Below are 15,871 nucleotides of genomic sequence, written 5' to 3'. Positions count from 1 at the left end.
TGGTAACCCGTTAGGAGGCCGTTAACGGCGTCACAACAGCCGATGTGGGAACTCACTCCTCGCGCGAGCGGTGTTCGTCCAGCGCCTCGTCGATGCTCAGTTCCCCGCCGGCGACGCGGCGCGCGAGCCCGTCGTCGATGGTGCGGTTGTCCTCGGACGCCTCGCGCGAGCGTGCTTTGATACGCGTGAGTTCGCCCTCGGTCGGCTCTATCTCGCGGGATTCGATGCGCTCGCCGTCCCGGCGGGCGATGTTCACCGCGGCGAGCACGTCGCCCATGCCGCGCGCGCCGCTTCCGAGGTACGGCGTCGTCCCGGTCTCGTCGACGAGTTCGACCACGATGTCGTCGAGGTCGTTGATGAGTTTCGCGCCCTGCAGGCGCGCGCCGTCGCCGATGCGGACCACGGGGTCGACCGCGTCTTCCGTCTCGCGTCGGATGACTTCGACGGCGTCCGCAAGCGGGACGTGGAACGCGGCGACGACCGTCTCGCCCGAGAGGACGGCGACGCCGGGTCTGGTCCCGGGGTCGACGCCGACGACGGTCCGTCCGCTACCACCGCGGAGGCTCGCGAGCGCCTCGTCGACGGCGCGGCGCACGTCGTCGCCTGTTGCGGTCACGCGGGTCACGGTTCCGTCGGAACCCGTACCGTCGAGGTCGTCGTCGGGACCGGTGAGGAGGACCCGCGCCCGCTCGGGAAGCGGGTCGCCCGGCTCGACGGTGGTAAAGGCGACTCCTCGGCTCCGGAGTTCGGACACGGCCTCGTGGTAGAGGTCGAAGTCCGCGGTGGCGACGACTATCACGTCCCTCCCTTGGCGACGGCGACGAATAAACCGTCGTGCGCGGGTCGCCCTCGACGGTCGCGGACTGGCACCGAAGCGGCGGCCCGAACCGCCGCGGACGACCGGGGTCTTTTTCGGCCGGTGGCACCCACCACCTGACGTGACAGAGTCAGTCTCCACCGGGTGCACGGCGCTCGACGACCTCCTCGACGGCGGGTTCGAACGCGGCACCGTCACGCAGGTGTACGGCCCCTCCGCGGCCGGCAAGACGAACGTCGCGCTCTCGGCGGCGGTCCGGGTCGCCGCCGCGGGCGGCACCGTCGTCTACATCGACACCGAGGGCCTGTCGGTCGACCGCTTCCAACAACTCGCGGAGGCGGTCGCCCCCGAGGACGTGGAGTCTGTGACCTCGCGGCTGATGATAAGCGAGGCGTACGACTTCGAGGATCAAGAACAGGCGGTCCGCGACGCCGAGGAGTTCGCCGCCAGCGCCGACCTCATCGTCCTCGACTCCGCGACCGGTTTCTACCGGCTGGAACGGACCGCCGAGGGCGACGGCGGCGAGGCGCTGCGCCGAGTCGCTCGGCAGGTCACGCACCTGCTGTCGCTCGCGCGCAAACACGACCTCGCGGTCGTCCTGACGAATCAGGTGTACTCCGACCCCGACACCGACCGGACGCGGGCGCTCGGCGGCCACACCCTCGAACACTGGACCGGCACCGTCGTCCGCCTCGACCGCTTCCGCGGCGGCAACCGCCGGGCGACGCTCGAAAAGCACCGCGCGAAACCCGCCGGGGAGACGGCGACGTTCAAGATAACGGACCGCGGGCTCTCCACGACTGACGTATAGAAAAAGGTCGACGCGGCCGGGCGGACGTCCCGGCCGAATCCCGCTCCTGTGTTCTGTTCGCGTTTCCTCTCGGGCGCAGTCGGCGACGTTACAGCTCGTTCAGCTTGCGGAGGAGCTGGCCGCGGTAGCGCTCGTCGGCCTCGAAGCCCTTGACTTCGAGCACGTTGCGTTCGAGCTTGTCGAGCGCGACGTGGAACGCGTGTTCCGCGCCGTAGCCCTCGCCACTCCCGGCCAGTTGGCCGTGGCTCGTGCGGAGCCGAATCTGGCACTGGATGAGCGGCGTCCCGCGGAGTTTCTCCTTGTGCTCGTGGAAGCGGACGTGGGCGTGGAGCACGCTCATCCGCTGGTACTTGTCCGCGACCTCGGTGATAGCCGAGTTGATGTCGGCGCGGCTCAGCGTCTCGAGGAGGCCGATGTTCGTGACCTGCACGTCCATCTGCTCTTCTTCGGTGTAGGTGAGCGCGCGGAGCACGTCGGTCTTGGTCACCACGCCGAGGACCTCGCCGTCGTCGTCGGCGGGCGTGACGACGAGCCCGGCGATGTCGTGTTCCAGCATGCGCGCGACCGCGTCGCGGACGCTCTCTTCGGGCGTCGCCGTGCGCGCGGGGCTGGTCATGAGGTCGTAGACCGGGAGGTCGAGCATCCGGTCGGTGTCGCCGCGGCGGTCCTGCTTGCCCTGTCGGCCCTCGTCGCGCACCATGAACTCGACGAGGTCGTAGGTGGTCAGGATGCCCGTGAGGCGGCCGTCCGGGTCGAGGACCGGCAGCCGCGAGACGCCGTGTTCGCGGAGACGGTTGATGGCCTGCCCGAGGTGGTCGCGCTCGCCGATGGTGACCACGTCGTCGGTGTAGATCTGCTCGACGGTCAGCGCGTCGAGGTGGTCGAGGACGGCCTCGAGGATGGCGTCCTGCGTGATGATGCCGTACTGTTTTTCGCCCTCGTAGACCGGCGCGACCTTCGTGTCGCCCTCGACGAGCATGCGCGCGACCTCCCGCACGTTCTCGTGACGGTCTATCTTGGGGACGGCCTTCGTCAGCGCGGCCGCTTTGGTGTTGTCTTCGACGTGCGAGTTGATGAGCTGCTTCTCACCGATGACGCCCGCGTACTCGCCGTCGTCCTGGACGATGATGCCCTTAGGGTTTTCCCGCTCGAAGATTGAGCGGACCTTGCCTAATCGCTCGTCAACGTCGACCTCGATGAAATCAGGAGTGGCGATATCAGCAATATCCATAATACATCCTTACATACAACGCCGCTTCTCTTGAAGGTTCGTCCCGTTTTCACCCGCTAGGAAGGACCGAAATCGCAAGGCCACGCCGGGGCTGAAGGGGCGAATTCCGCCGACAGACGGTCTGTGACTATTGTTAACACTCTTCTCGCGGAGAATGTCACTGTTTTTCGCCGACACGTCGGCCGTGACGGTGGCGCGCGGGACGCCGTACTATCATTCGGTTGTCAGCCCTGGCCGGGGGAATCCGGGGCGTGACTCGGTCCGCACCCCAATCGGGAGCAGACCAGATGAGTTCCTGAATTCGGCGGTAGTTCGGGCCTAACCGGCCGAATTCGTACATCTAGTCGCTCCATACTTACAGCCGTTCCTACCGTTCAGTATTTCCAGAGAATGGCGTCTCCTGACAAGAACTCCCAGACTGACCGCCGCGATGGCGAAGAATCGTTCCGAGCAGACGGTGCCGGCACCGCCGAACTGGTCCCCACGACCGGTCCGGAGGCGATGGCCGCCCGCGCGAGTGAACTACCGGTCCCCGCGTCGGACCGCATCGAATACGGCCCCGTCGAAGACCCGCTCACCGACGAAGCGGTGGATGAAGACCGCCCGGAAACGCTCCGGGAGGCCGTCCTCCGCGAGGTGAAGGCGTTCTTCGCCGAAATCGACGACGAGACGGCGTTCGCGCCGACGCCCTCGGAGGCGTTCATCGAAGACAACTTCTTCGACTTCTCGTTCCTCGAGGGCGTCGAGGCCGTCGAACACTACTGGGTGAACAAGCCCTTCGCGTTCGTCTCCATCCTGTACGACCACGAGAAGCGCGAACACCAGTACCACGTGAGCGAGCCACGCCTCGACGCCTTCGAGGACTTCGTGCGCGACGACCTGACGAAGATTCTGCGCAACAGCCTCCTGTACCGCGACCTCGACGCCGACGGCGACCGCGAGGACGTGTTCGACGACGAGGCCCGCGAGATAATCACCGAACACGCGGCGACGGTCGAAGACGGGTCGCTCTGGAAGCTGTTTTACTTCCTGCTCCGCGACTTCATTCACTTCGGCCGCATCGACCCCGTGATGCGAGACCCCGGCATCGAAGACATCTCCTGTGACGGCGACGACGTGCCGGTCTACGTTTTCCACAGCGTCTACCGGGACGTGCCGACGAACGTGGTCTTCGACGACGGCGACCTCTCGTCGTTCACCATCCGCCTCGCGCAACGCGCGGGCAAGCAGGTAACCGTCTCCGACCCACTCGTGGACGCGAGCCTCCCGGACGGCTCCCGCGTCCAGTTGACTCTCGGCTCCGACGTCGCCACCCGCGGGTCGAACTTCACCATCCGGAAGTTCTCGGACGTGCCGCTGTCGCCGGTCGACCTCGTGCGCTGGAACACCTTCAGCGTCGAGCAGATGGCGTACTTCTGGCTCGCCATCGAGAACAACCGGTCGCTCATCTTCGCGGGCGGCACGGGCTCCGGGAAGACCACCTCGATGAACGCGGTGTCCTTCTTCGTTCCCGGCCACGCGAAGGTCGTCTCCATCGAGGACACGCGCGAAATCACGCTCCCGCACGACAACTGGATTCAGTCCGTCACCCGCGACACGTTCACGGCCGACGGCCGCGGCGAGGTGTCGATGTACGCGCTCCTGCAGGCCGCGCTCCGACAGCGCCCCGAGTACCTGCTGGTCGGTGAGATTCGCACGGAAGAACGCGTCGCCCTGACCTTCTTCCACTCCATCGCCACGGGCCACACCGCGTACACGACGTTCCACGCCGACTCCTCGGAGGGTGTGGTCCACCGCATGCGCAACGAGCCCCTCGGCGTGCCCGCTCAGATGCTCTCGGACCTCGATATCATCTCGGTCCAAAAGCAGATTCACCTCGACGGCGACCGGACCCGCCGGAACATCGCCGTCACCGAAATCGCCGGCGTCGACGACGACGGCGAGGTCGAACTCCGCGACGTGTTCAAGCGCAACCCCGAGAACGACGCCCACGAGCGCGTCGGCGACTCGGTCGTCCTCGACGAAATCGCCGCCGAGCGCGGCTGGACGAAGGCCGACCTGCAGTACGAACTCGACGTTCGCGCCGACGTGCTCCGGTACATCGCCGCCTCGGGCGTCGACGACTACCTGACCGTGTCGGCGATGATTCGCCGCTTCGAGCGCGACCGCGAAGGCCTCCTCGCGCACGTCTACGCCGAGACCTCGCTGGTCTCCGTCGACGACGAGGCCGACGAGGACGACGCCGCGGCCGACGACTTCGACGACGAAGAAATCGAGGTCTCGCCCGAGACCGAGCAACTCCTCGCCGACCTGTTCGACATCGAGTTGGACGACGACGCGGACGCCGACGCGGCAGACGACGCGGATGCCGACGCGGCAGACGACGCTGACGCCGCCGACGGTTCGGAAGTCGGCGACAGCGACGACGCCACCGAGTTCGACGATATCGCGGAGGCCGGCCCTGCGCCGGCCGATGACGCCTCGGACGCGGACGAAGCCGTGAGCGACGACGACGACCGGGAGGCCGACGATGCCCGCTGACTCGTCGACCTCGGTCCCCCTGCCCGACTACGAGGTCGAGCAGTACTTCCCACGCGAACACTTCGACGAGTCGCCCGAGGAGGTCAAGCGGCTCCGCCAGCGCTACGGGTACGTCCGCACGTACTTCAAGCGCAACCCGGCGGGCCACCGCGACCTCCAGCGCTGGCTGAACCAGACCCGCGTGGGCATGACCTACGACCTGTACCTCACGCAGTCGCTTAAGCTGGCGTTCGTCACCGCGACCTTCGGCTCGCTCGTCGGGCTCGCGCTCACGTTCGTCCTCGCCCGTGCGGGCGTGTTGGCGAACGCGTCAAGCCCTGTGAGCTTCGGCATCGCGGCGCAGTACGTCGCCCCGCTGCTCCCCTACAAGGTCCCCATCCTCGGCGCGGCCCTCGTCGCCCTCGTCGGCGGATTGGCGGCCGCCGGGACCTACTACGCCCGGTACTACCTCCCCAAGAGCCGCGCCGAGATGCGCGGCCGGAGCATCGACATCCTGCTCCCGCACGCCATCGTCTACATGTACGCGCTCAGCCACGGCGGGATGAGCTTCCTCGAAGTCATCCGCTCCGTCGCGGACGCGCCCGACTACGGCGAGGTGTCCCGCGAGTTCGAGATGATCGCCCGCGACATGGACCTGTTCGGCAACGACCTGTTCACGGCGCTCCGCAACTCCCGGAACCTGACGCCCTCGATAAACTTCGAGCAGTTCCTCGACGACTTGCTGTCGGTCCTCGACTCCGGCGGCGACGTGACCGCCTTCCTCGACCGCGAGTCCGCGACGTACCTCGAAGAGGCCCGCGACGAGCAGGAGGACTTCATCGAGACGCTGTCGATGCTCTCTGAGGTGTTCGTCGCCGCGTTCGTCGCCGCGCCGCTCTTGCTCATCGTCACCCTGATGGTCATCAGCTTCCTCGGCGGCGACACGCTCGTCCAGCTGTACGCCCTGAACTACCTCATCTTCCCGTTGGGGATGGCGTTGTTCCTGCTCCTCGTGGACGTGCTCTCCTCGCCGTACACGCAGGACACGGTGCGGACGAAACACGACGTGACCGTCCTCGAAGAGATTCGGACGGTCGTGGCCAACTTCCTCGGCGCGATGCGCCGCGAGGTCCAGCGCGCCCGCGAGGCCCGCTGGGGCGGCGACCGCGTCGCCTCCGACGGCGGCTTCGTCGACGAACGACTCGACGACTACCGCCGCGAAAACGCGGTGTACGAGCTTCGGACGCTCATCGGCGACCCGCTCGACATCATGCGCCGCCAGCCGTACCTCTCGGCCGTCGTCACGGTGCCTCTCGCGCTCCTATCGGTCGTCGGTGTCCTCGTGCTCGGCCTCGCGACGCCGACGCTCGACGCCATGCTCGCGAACCCGTACAACACGACGGTCTGGTTCGTCGTCCTCCCGTTCGCCATCGTCGCGGTCCCCCTGACGGTCTTCCACGAGCTTCGGACCCGCCGCGAGCGCACGCTCGAACGGCGGTTCCCCGACACGCTGAACCTGCTGTCGAGCGCCAACCAGATGGGTATCTCCCTGGTCGAGGCGCTCGCGCTCGTCTCCCGGTGGTCGAACGGCGCGCTCGCGGACGAACTCCGCGCGCTCCGCAACGACATCCGCTGGAACCACGACGCCCACTCGGCGCTCATGGCGTTCGCCAGCCGGCTCAACGTCCCGCAACTCTCGCGGGTCATCCGGCTCATCGCCAGCGGTGGCCGCACCAGCGGCGACCTCTCGCGCGTCCTCAGCGTCGCCGCAGAGGACACCCGAAACCGGTACAAACTCGAAAAGTCGCGCCGTCGTGCGATGGGTTCGTACATCGCCATCGTCGTCATCGGGTACTTCGTCTACCTGTTCGTCATCCTGATGCTCGGCGCGAGCTACCTCGGCCCTCTCGCCGAGATGTCCGCGCCGTCGACGTCCGCGTCGATGGACGGACAGTCGCTCCCCATGGGCATCTCGTCGGTGCCGCTGGCGAACTTCCACGTGGTGTTCTTCCACTCCGCGTTGATTCAGGCGGTCGGAAGCGGACTCCTCGCCGGAAAACTGGCCGACAACAGCGCCCTCAGCGGGCTGAAGTACGCTCTCGGACTGTCCGCGCTGGCGCTCGTCGCCTTCGCACTGGTGTAAGGCCATGACTCACAACACTCCCAACAACACCCAACACACGCAATCGCCTCTCAGGCACGTACTGCGCGGGTTCGTCGCGGGCGAGGCCCGCCGCGGCTCGCATCTCCGCGGTGACCGCCGCGGAGCCTCGGCCATCCTCGGCACGATGCTCGCGTTCGCGCTCGTCGTCTCGCTCGTCGCGATGGTACAGGTTTCGGCGGTCCCCGCGTGGAACCAACAGACCGAATTCGAACACCTCACCGCGGCCGAGACCGACTTCGCCGCGTTCGACGAGAGTGTCGCGAAGGCCGTCGACGGCCGGCAGACCCGCGCGACCCTCGACGCCGGCGTCGACTACCCGACCCGCGCGCTGTTCGTCTCGCCCGCCGCCGGCTCCGGCAGCCTCCGGACGACCGACCCCGCGACGGCCCGCATCTCCGGTGCGGTCGCGACCGGCGAGACCGGCACCTACTGGGACGGCTCCGAACACGCGTTCGACACCCAGCAGTTCGTCTACCGCCCCGACTACCGGTACCTCCAGAGCGAGCCCTCGCTCGTCCACGAGGGAACCGCGCAGTACACCGCCTACGGCGGCGGCGAGGTCGGCGCGACCCAGTCGCTCGTCGACGGGACCAAAGTGTCTCTCGTCTTCCTCGAAGGCGACATCGACACCGCGACGGGCGAGGCGGCCACCTTCAGCGTCGTCCCCCTGAGCGCCGGCACCGACTACATCACCGTCACCGACGCGGGCACGCCAATCACCATCTCGGTCCCCACTCGGCTCTCCGAAGACACGTGGCGCGACCTGCTGGCCGACGAACCCAACGTCCGCTCTATCGCCTACACGACCGGAGCCGACTACAACACGCTGACGGTCGAACTCGCGCCCGGCAAGACGTACGACCTGCGGCTCTCGCGGGTCGGCATCGACACCCCCGGCGCGCTCCAAGAACCCGCCTACATCATCGACGTGGAGGGCGACAACGCCGTCGTCCCGCCCGGTGCGACCCACCGGGCCGTCGTCGAGGTCCGCGACGCACAGAACAACCCCGTCCCCAACGTGGTCGTCAAGGCCAGCCCCGGCCTGACCGCCGAGAGCGGGCGCATCGTCGCGCGCGACACCGGCACCATCTCGACTGTCACCGATGCCGACGGCCGCGCGACGTTCATCTACACCGCGACGAGCAGCGTCGACGGCGTCGTCTCCGACGAGTTCGACGTGGTCGTCGAGGACTCCGCGGGCGCGAACGTCGACCGCGTGACCTTCGACGTGCAGCTCCGTGAGGGTGGCATCACCGACCCGCTCCGCGGGCTCGTGGCCGCCATCGGTGACCCCGGATTCGTCTACGCCGACGTGGATGGGAACGGCGAGTTCGACGGCGCGGACTACCGCGTCAACAACACCGGAACGGGCGGCGACATCGTCTACGACGCCGGCTCCGACCGGCTCGTCGTCCCGCCGAGTGTCCGTACCATCGTCTCCGACGACGACATCACCCTCGCGGGCGAGGGCGTCTCGCTCCACGTGGACATCGTCGCGACCGGCGCGAACAGCCGAATCGACATCGACGCCGGAAGCGGTTCGCTGGCCGCGGTCGGCGTGAGCGTCACCTCGGTCTCGGGGAAGGATATCGACGTGACCGCGGGCGACGAAATCGACCTCTCCGGCGCGTCGGTCACGCAGGGAAGCAACGCCGACCTTGCAATCACCGCCGGCGGCGACATCGACCTCGACAACAGCGGGCTGACGGTCACGCAGGACCGCAACCTCCTCTCCGTCACCTCGACGAACGGCTTCGTCAGCGCCCGAAGCTCCGACATCAGCGGCAAAGGGGCCGTCCGCATCGACGGCGCGGACGGCGTCGACCTCGCCGGGGCCGGTCTCTCGGGCGTCAAGGACAACGCCGACCTCGAAGTCGTCTCCGCGCGCGGCGGGGCCAACCTCAACGGCGTGGTCATGCTCGGCGACGGCGACATCATCGTCGACGCCGAGGGCAACATCTTCGTCGTCGGCGCGAACATCGCCTCGGCGAAGACGGACGTGACGATAACCTCCGACAGCGGCATGGTCAGCGGCCGCGAGGCCGCCATCTCCGCGGAGGACGACGTGGTCATCACCGCGGCGACCCGAATCTACCTCCCGAACTCTGCCATCGAGGACAAGGACTCGCCCGAACTGAACGCGCCCGACGTGGAGGTCTGAGCCGTGTCTCGCCTCTCTCTGGACTCTCGCGGCGTGTCCGAAATCCTCGGGCTCGTCTTCGCGTTCGGTCTCGTCGTGTCGGTCATCGCCATGGTCCAACTCGCGGGCACGCCCGTCTGGACCGCCGGCGACGAGGCCGACCACAGCGCCAGCGTCTCGACCGACCTCGCGTCGCTCGACTCGCAGGTGTTCCGCGCCTCCGGCGTCGACGCCGGCAGTCGCGTCGCGGTCGACTCGGATGTGTCGTATCCCGAGCGGTATCTCGTGGTCTCGCCGCCCGACAGCATCGGGACGTTCCGGGTCGACGGCGCGGACGCCGTGACCGTCACGGGCGTCTCCGCGGTCGGCCCCGAGCGGGTCTTCTGGAACGGCTCGGCGCACACCTACGCGACCGGAGCCATCGTCTACGAACCCGACTACGCCGAGCGCGACGAGGCCCGGATGGTGCTCGAAAGCGGCGTCTCGTACCTCGACACCGACGGCACCCCAGTCGTCCACCGCCAGTCGCTCGTCCGCGGCACGACCGTCACGCTCGTCTTCTTCGAAGGCGACCTCGACGGCCACACGACCGCCGGCGACACCGTGGCGCTCGCGCCCGTCTCCGTCCGCACCGAGTCGCTGCCCGTCTACAACGCCACCGACCCGGTTCGCATCTCGGTGCCGACCTACCTCTCCGAGGACGCGTGGGTCGACCTCATGGCCGAGGAACCCCACGCACGGGTCGTCTCCTACGCCTCCAGCGGCGACCACGCGGTCGTCACTATCGAACTCGACGCGGGCGTCCGCTACGACTTCCGCGTCGCTCGCCTCGGCGTCGGCGAGGCTGTCGAACCCGACCCCGCCGCCTACGCCATCGCGGTCGAAGGCGAGGACGCCGCGGTCCCCTCCGGCGGCCGCGAGACGCTCGTCGTCCGCGCGTTCGACCGGTACGGCGCGCCCGCGGCGGGCGCGACACTGACCGTCGCCTCGCCGACCTCGCTCGGCGGTACCGTCGCCCCCACCGACGGGGCGACCGCCGTCACCGACGAGTCGGGCCGCGCGAGCTTCACGTACACCGCGCCCGACGGCGTGACCGAAATCGAACACGACACGGTCACCGTCACCCTCGACGGGGCGTCCGGCCCCGGCGCGACCGTCACCTTCCCGCTGGAAGTCCGCGGGATGGGCGAGACCTACGAGGTCAGAAACGCTGTTACCGCGACGCCGACTCCGACTCCGACTCCGACTCCGACCCCGACCCCGACAGCCACTCCGACTCCGACCCCGACCCCGACAGCCACTCCGACCCCAACGCCCACGCCGACACCGGTGCCCGAAGATGACTTCACCATCGACGACGGCGAGGTCGTCCCCTCCGACGACTTCACGGGCGAGTTCGAACTGCTCGGCAGCGCCATCAAGAACGGGCGGTACGACGTGCCCGTCTCCGTGACGTTCGTCGTCGACGGCGTGCCGCACAGCCCGTTCGACTGGGACAACGTGAACGACGGCGCGTCGCACTCGTTCAACGTGGCAGGCGATGCCGGTGACGCGCTCTCCATCATCGCCGCGGCCGACGGCTACGTCACGGCCGACTCGTCGGTCGACCACCGGCAGGTCGCGGTCCTCCGCGACGGCGACCCGGTGCCGGAGATAAAAGGCTACAACGGACAGGACGACGCCGCCGAGTTCGTCGCCCCCTACATCAGCGACGACGGGCAGACGATGGCACTCGACAGCAACCAAGCCATCTTCCTGTTCGAACTCGGGACGACGAACACGAACAGCGGCGCGTTCGACATGCAGGACGTGGTCATCCTCGTGACCCTCTGGGAGGACGACTGAGGAGGCCGCTTTTCTCCCGCCGCGCTCGTCAGGAGCGCCGACCCATTCCACGCTTCGGTCTTTTTTCCCGCCGGGTTCGCACGACCGGCGTATCGTTAACACCCGCGTCCCCGTAGGGTCGCGCATGTCGTTCGACCCGGACCACGTCTCGACGGTCACGTTCGACTCGTACAGCACCCTCGTGGACGTCGAGGCCGCCGAAACGGCGCTGGCCGAGCGCGTCGACGACCCCGAACCCGTCTCGAAGCTCTGGCGGTCGCGGTCGCTCGAATACACGTTCGTCGGCAACCATATCGACGAGTACGAGCCCTTCTACGAGGTCAACCGCGCGGCGCTCCAGTACGCGCTGGAGGCCTACGGCGCGTCGGTCTCGGCGACCGAGCGCGACGAGATTCTCTCGGTCTATCACGAACTCGACGTGTTCGACGACGTGCGCGACGCGGTCGGCCGCCTTCGCGACGCCGGCTACGACTGCTACGTCGTCTCCAACGGGAACCCGGAGATGCTCGACTCGATGGTCGACCACGCGGACATCCGCGACCTCCTCGACGGCGTCGTCAGCGCCGACGAGGTCGGGGTGTTCAAACCCGACGTGGAGATTTACCGCCACGCGGCCGGCCGCACCGGGACGCCCATCGACGAAATCGCCCACGCGACCGCCGGCTGGTTCGACGTGATGGGGGCGCAACACGCCGGGATGCAGGGCGTCTGGGTCGACCGGAAGGACTCGCCGTGGGAACCGTTCGGGCCGGAACCCGACCTCTCTGTCCCGGACCTCACGACGCTCGTGGACAGGCTCGTCGGCGACGGCCCACGCGCGGCGGACTGACCCTCGCGGCTTCGGTCTGTTCGCAGACGCTGCGTGCCATATACTCACAATACTATTATCGCTGGCCGTTCATCTAGCTGGATGGAACGGCGGCGCGTGAAAGGCGGGATTCTGGCCGTTATCGGGTTCGTTCTGTCTCCGCTTTCGTGGTGGAACGACCTCGTGGTCAACCTCCCGCTCGCCTACGCGTTCGGCGTCGCGGTGAGTCTCGTCTCCAGAAGCTGGTTCCTCCCGGGCGTCATCACGGGCTACTGGCTGACGAACGTGGTCGGATTCGTCCTGCTGCACAAGGGAAGTGTCGACGCGATAGCGGCCGAGGCGCATCCGTACACAGCCCGGCGGTTCGCCAAGGACTTCGCCATCTCTATCGGTTACACGGCGCTCGTGGTCCTGTTGGTCTGGTTCGGTATCCTCACCGTTCCCGACGGCCTGCTCGCGGCGCTCGGTCGCTGACCGCGGCCGGGTCGGTCGGACCGGCGCGTCCCGTCAAAAATAGTTCGAGCCGGCTCGGCGGTGGGACCGGGCCGGTCGGCGGTCGTCGTCTCAGTTCTCCGTTCCGTTGTCGATGGGCGTCTCGGTCGGCGGCGGAGTCTCCGTCTCGTTCGTCGGTTCTTCAGTTGTTGGTTCTTCAGTTGTTGGTTCTTCGGTCGTTGGTTCTTCGGTCGTCGGCTCCTCCGTGGTCGGTTCCTCGCTAATCGTCACCTCAGCGTCGTCGGTGACTGGCGACCCGTCCATGGTGTACGGGCCGTCCTCTGCACCGTCGGACGAGAGGAAATCGAGCTGTTGGTTGTTGTTCGTATCGAGATGCGCCATCGCGGTTAGGGTAGCGCTCTCGCTTAGTGACTCAGTGAGGAAGATTCGGATGTTACTGTCGCTCTCTTCGATGTAGTTTGATATCCCGACGACGTCGCCGCTCTCGTTGTGAATCACGACGAAACCGCCCTCAGAGAGGGTCGCGCTCGCGACGGTAACGGAGACCCCGTTGGAGTTCTGGTCTTCGAACTCGACGGTCGCTGTCGGTTCGTCAGTCGGTTCTTCGGTCGTCGGTTCTTCAGTCGTCGGTTCCTCGGTCGTTGGTTCCTCGGTCGTCGGTTCTTCAGTCGTCGGCTCCTCACCGACGGTCACTTCAGCGTCGTCGGTGACGGGCGTGCCGTTGACCGTGTAGGGGCCGTCCTCGGTCCCATTGGACGTGAGGAAGTCGAGTGTCTGGTTGTCGTTGGTGTCGAGGTGCGCCTGCGCGGTCAGGGTGGCGCTCTCGTTTAGCGATTCGAGGAGCGGGACGGTGACGTTCTCCTGCTCACCGGGTTCGAGGTAGTCGGTCGCACCGACGACCGACCCGTTCTCGTCGAGGATAGCGATGTAGCCACCCTCAGAGAGGTTCGCGCTCGCGACGGTCACGTTGCTGCCGTCGGACTCCTGGTCGTCGAACTGGAGCGTCGCGGTCGGCTCCTCGGGTTCGGGCTCGGGCTGTTCGCCCACAGTGAGCGTCGTCAGCTCGCCGAAGTCGCGCGTCTCGACGCCGTGGATGTACGTCCCGTCTTCGAGGCCCGTCGTGTTGACCTCGAACGCGATGGTCTCGGTCTCGTTCGGGTTCAGCGCCCATCCGGTGCGGACGACGACGTCACCCTCCAGACGGAACTCGACGCACTGAATCATCGGCACGTCGTTCGGGTTCGTGATGTCCGCCGACACCGTCACCGTCTCACCGGCTTCGACGCCGGCCGGCGCGGAGAGGTTGCTCACCCCGAACGACTCGTAGCTCGCGTTGTTCGGATACGTGCAGTACTCCGCCTGCATCTGCGTCTGTGTCTGTTGCTGTACCTGTGCCTGCCGTGTATCGATCGCCGGCGCGTTCGGCTGGGCGACCGACTGCACGCCGTCGGACGCCGCCAGTCCAGTTCCCGTCGCCGCCGCCGCGACGAGGGCGACGACGACGAGAACGCCGGCGATACGTATTCGTGTACTCATGTGTCTGCGATGACAGTCTACCAATGCCGTGGGCAAAAGCTGACGAGATAGTTTCAATAGTTTCGCGTAGAGGCTGTCAACTTACCTGATGGTATAGACGGTTAGTCTGTCTCTGATTTCGATACTGGGGGCTTGTTGACCAGTTTTTCCGCAACAGTTCACGAAACACGATGTTTCACGGGAGACGCTACGCTTTAACTGTCAGAAAATCGAGTTCGTCGCCGAAGCTAACGGGGTAGTTTCTCGTTTATTCGAAGTTCTTGACAGTTTGAGTGACGCGGTCGGCTGAGCGTTTCGAAAGCGGGACGGTGTCGAATCGCTGGCTGTCTCGCAGGGTACTGAGCGTCGCCGTAGTTGACTTCCCACCCCGGTACCGATTGCCCCTATGACGTTGAGGAGTGTGAACTACTTCTCCGATTGTCGTTACATTCGAGTTCAAATCTGAGATATCACACCCACAATATCCAAAACTTCTTGTACTCGTGTCTTATTTGGTCGTGTATGAGCGAATCCAACGAGAATTCGCGGATTGCACCGTACACGGAGTACTCGCGCACCCGTTCTCGGTGCCCTCGATGCGGGACCTCCGTCCCGAAGGAGGCGGTCGCCGGCGCGCTGTGTGCGAGTTGCAAGACGGACGTATCCATCTGATGAGCACGGCCGCACCCCACAGTTCCGACGAGTTGGCCGACGCGCCGGTGTTCGACCTCGAATGCATCTATGACGACCCGGAGAACCCAACCGAACTGACGGTCTTCTCTCCGAAGTCAGAAGAGTTGACGACGTCGTGGATTACGGTTGACCGCGGGAGCGCCGTCTCGCTCGACGACATCGCGTAGGCGCTCGGCGGGCGGGTTCTGTTTTGATGTTTGACTGCTAGTGGCCGGTTTAGTGCCGTGGATGCCTCGCTGTCGCTCGTTGTTGTGTGGTCTGGGTTGGAGCGGATTCGAACTAATCGAGAGACGGTCGCTCCCTTCGGTCGCGCTGCGTCTCTCTGAGTTCGAATCCGCCGTGACAATTTTCGATTCCACGGACTCCTCGCTGTCGCTCGTCGTTGCGAGGAATCAGAAAATGGGTTGGGGCGGATTCGAACCGCCGGCCTGCTCCGTGTGAAGGAGCCGTCATAACCTGGCTAGACCACCAACCCGGCTACGATTTCGATTTCCCGCGCCGCCAATTAAGACTTACGTTGTGCCCCGATTCGGGGGCACAAACGAGCCTACTCGGGTCGCCGCACGCGACTGCGAACCCGCCCGGCGGCCCGGCGACTCCGCGTCGCCGCCCGGCGCGCGCCGTACTCGACGCGCTCCCGTGGCGTCTGCGGCTCGGACTCCGCTTCGTCTTCTATTTCCCGCCCGAGCGCCGCCATGAGGCGGCGACGGAGGGGTGCCGTCTCCTCGTCGAGTCCAGCGTACAGGTGCTCGAATCCCCGTCGGAAGTAGTACCGCGCGTCGGTGAAGTGTCGGTTCATACCTCCGGATAGTCCCGGCGACGAGAAAACGGTTATGTCACGTGTTACCGAGAGTTATCTCTCTGGGAAAGAGCG

The 15,871-nt window shown here is 66.5% G+C and carries 13 protein-coding genes and 1 tRNA gene; 9 read left to right on the top strand and 5 right to left on the bottom strand.

Features of this window, described 5'->3' with window-relative positions:
* Positions 1-52: 52 nt before the first annotated feature.
* On the bottom strand, positions 53-799 hold the full coding sequence (locus C5B90_RS10960) for a hypothetical protein (RefSeq protein ID WP_115881446.1): 747 nt from the start codon (positions 797-799) through the stop codon (positions 53-55).
* Positions 800-938: 139 nt separating this feature from the next.
* Here C5B90_RS10960 and radB point away from each other — a divergent pair, with 139 nt between their 5' ends.
* Positions 939-1,628: a DNA repair and recombination protein RadB gene (gene radB, locus C5B90_RS10955; protein ID WP_115881444.1), complete on the top strand. Its 690-nt coding sequence runs from the start codon at positions 939-941 to the stop codon at positions 1,626-1,628.
* Positions 1,629-1,716: 88 nt separating this feature from the next.
* On the opposite strand, the gene C5B90_RS10950 is transcribed toward radB, so the two are convergent.
* On the bottom strand, positions 1,717-2,859 hold the full coding sequence (locus C5B90_RS10950) for a CBS domain-containing protein (RefSeq protein ID WP_115881442.1): 1,143 nt from the start codon (positions 2,857-2,859) through the stop codon (positions 1,717-1,719).
* Positions 2,860-3,249: 390 nt separating this feature from the next.
* On the opposite strand from C5B90_RS10950, the gene C5B90_RS10945 reads away from it, so the two are divergent.
* The 6 genes from C5B90_RS10945 (at position 3,250) to C5B90_RS10920 (ending at position 12,810) form a co-directional block, all read left to right on the top strand.
* Positions 3,250-5,400 carry a type II/IV secretion system ATPase subunit gene (locus C5B90_RS10945; RefSeq protein WP_115881440.1) on the top strand — a complete coding sequence of 717 codons (2,151 nt, stop codon included), beginning with the start codon at positions 3,250-3,252 and terminating at the stop codon, positions 5,398-5,400.
* The gene (locus C5B90_RS10940) at positions 5,390-7,522 is read left to right on the top strand and encodes a type II secretion system F family protein (protein ID WP_115881438.1); all 2,133 of its coding nucleotides are present in this window, start codon (positions 5,390-5,392) and stop codon (positions 7,520-7,522) included. The genes C5B90_RS10945 and C5B90_RS10940 overlap by 11 nt, the downstream gene beginning before the upstream one ends.
* A 4-nt stretch (positions 7,523-7,526) precedes the next feature.
* Positions 7,527-9,704, top strand: a complete 2,178-nt coding sequence (locus C5B90_RS10935) for a hypothetical protein (protein WP_115881436.1) — start codon at positions 7,527-7,529, stop codon at positions 9,702-9,704.
* Positions 9,705-9,707: 3 nt separating this feature from the next.
* Positions 9,708-11,528 (top strand): Ig-like domain-containing protein, encoded by a 1,821-nt coding sequence (locus C5B90_RS10930; RefSeq protein WP_115881434.1) that lies wholly within the window; start codon positions 9,708-9,710, stop codon positions 11,526-11,528.
* A 124-nt stretch (positions 11,529-11,652) separates the two neighbouring features.
* Positions 11,653-12,357, top strand: a complete 705-nt coding sequence (locus C5B90_RS10925; protein WP_115881432.1) for a haloacid dehalogenase type II — start codon at positions 11,653-11,655, stop codon at positions 12,355-12,357.
* Between the two features lie 81 nt (positions 12,358-12,438).
* A complete protein-coding gene (locus C5B90_RS10920; RefSeq protein ID WP_115881430.1) occupies positions 12,439-12,810 on the top strand; it encodes a hypothetical protein in 372 nt (123 codons plus the stop codon).
* 90 nt (positions 12,811-12,900) lie between these two features.
* Here the strand turns inward: C5B90_RS10920 and C5B90_RS10915 are convergent, their stop codons facing one another.
* The gene (locus C5B90_RS10915) at positions 12,901-14,325 is read right to left on the bottom strand and encodes a hypothetical protein (protein WP_115881428.1); all 1,425 of its coding nucleotides are present in this window, start codon (positions 14,323-14,325) and stop codon (positions 12,901-12,903) included.
* Positions 14,326-14,826: 501 nt separating this feature from the next.
* Here C5B90_RS10915 and C5B90_RS20825 point away from each other — a divergent pair.
* Both C5B90_RS20825 and C5B90_RS10905 read left to right on the top strand, forming a co-directional pair.
* Positions 14,827-14,976, top strand: a complete 150-nt coding sequence (locus tag C5B90_RS20825) for a hypothetical protein (protein WP_199517478.1) — start codon at positions 14,827-14,829, stop codon at positions 14,974-14,976.
* Positions 14,976-15,164 (top strand): hypothetical protein, encoded by a 189-nt coding sequence (locus tag C5B90_RS10905; protein ID WP_013035537.1) that lies wholly within the window; start codon positions 14,976-14,978, stop codon positions 15,162-15,164. Before C5B90_RS20825 ends, C5B90_RS10905 begins: the two co-directional genes overlap by 1 nt.
* Positions 15,165-15,397: 233 nt before the next feature.
* Here the strand turns inward: C5B90_RS10905 and C5B90_RS10900 are convergent.
* Positions 15,398-15,472 (bottom strand) — tRNA-Val (locus C5B90_RS10900).
* A gap of 72 nt (positions 15,473-15,544) precedes the next feature.
* Positions 15,545-15,796 carry a hypothetical protein gene (locus C5B90_RS10895; protein WP_115881424.1) on the bottom strand — a complete coding sequence of 84 codons (252 nt, stop codon included), beginning with the start codon at positions 15,794-15,796 and terminating at the stop codon, positions 15,545-15,547.
* Positions 15,797-15,871 lie beyond the last annotated feature (75 nt).

Origin of the sequence: Haloferax sp. Atlit-12N, assembly GCF_003383095.1 — an archaeon.
Taxonomy (GTDB): domain Archaea; phylum Halobacteriota; class Halobacteria; order Halobacteriales; family Haloferacaceae; genus Haloferax.
The sequence above is the reverse complement of the archived record's forward strand: the minus strand, read 5'-3'. Positions and strand labels throughout refer to the sequence as shown.

Coding starts and splice junctions, on each gene's coding strand:
- C5B90_RS10950 (WP_115881442.1), bottom strand. CDS start 2,859: ATGGATATTGCTGATATCGCCACTCCTGATTTCATCGAGGTCGACGTT.
- C5B90_RS20825 (WP_199517478.1), top strand. CDS start 14,827: ATGAGCGAATCCAACGAGAATTCGCGGATTGCACCGTACACGGAGTAC.
- C5B90_RS10925 (WP_115881432.1), top strand. CDS start 11,653: ATGTCGTTCGACCCGGACCACGTCTCGACGGTCACGTTCGACTCGTAC.
- C5B90_RS10920 (WP_115881430.1), top strand. CDS start 12,439: ATGGAACGGCGGCGCGTGAAAGGCGGGATTCTGGCCGTTATCGGGTTC.
- C5B90_RS10935 (WP_115881436.1), top strand. CDS start 7,527: ATGACTCACAACACTCCCAACAACACCCAACACACGCAATCGCCTCTC.
- C5B90_RS10905 (WP_013035537.1), top strand. CDS start 14,976: ATGAGCACGGCCGCACCCCACAGTTCCGACGAGTTGGCCGACGCGCCG.
- C5B90_RS10895 (WP_115881424.1), bottom strand. CDS start 15,796: ATGAACCGACACTTCACCGACGCGCGGTACTACTTCCGACGGGGATTC.
- C5B90_RS10915 (WP_115881428.1), bottom strand. CDS start 14,325: ATGAGTACACGAATACGTATCGCCGGCGTTCTCGTCGTCGTCGCCCTC.
- C5B90_RS10945 (WP_115881440.1), top strand. CDS start 3,250: ATGGCGTCTCCTGACAAGAACTCCCAGACTGACCGCCGCGATGGCGAA.
- C5B90_RS10940 (WP_115881438.1), top strand. CDS start 5,390: ATGCCCGCTGACTCGTCGACCTCGGTCCCCCTGCCCGACTACGAGGTC.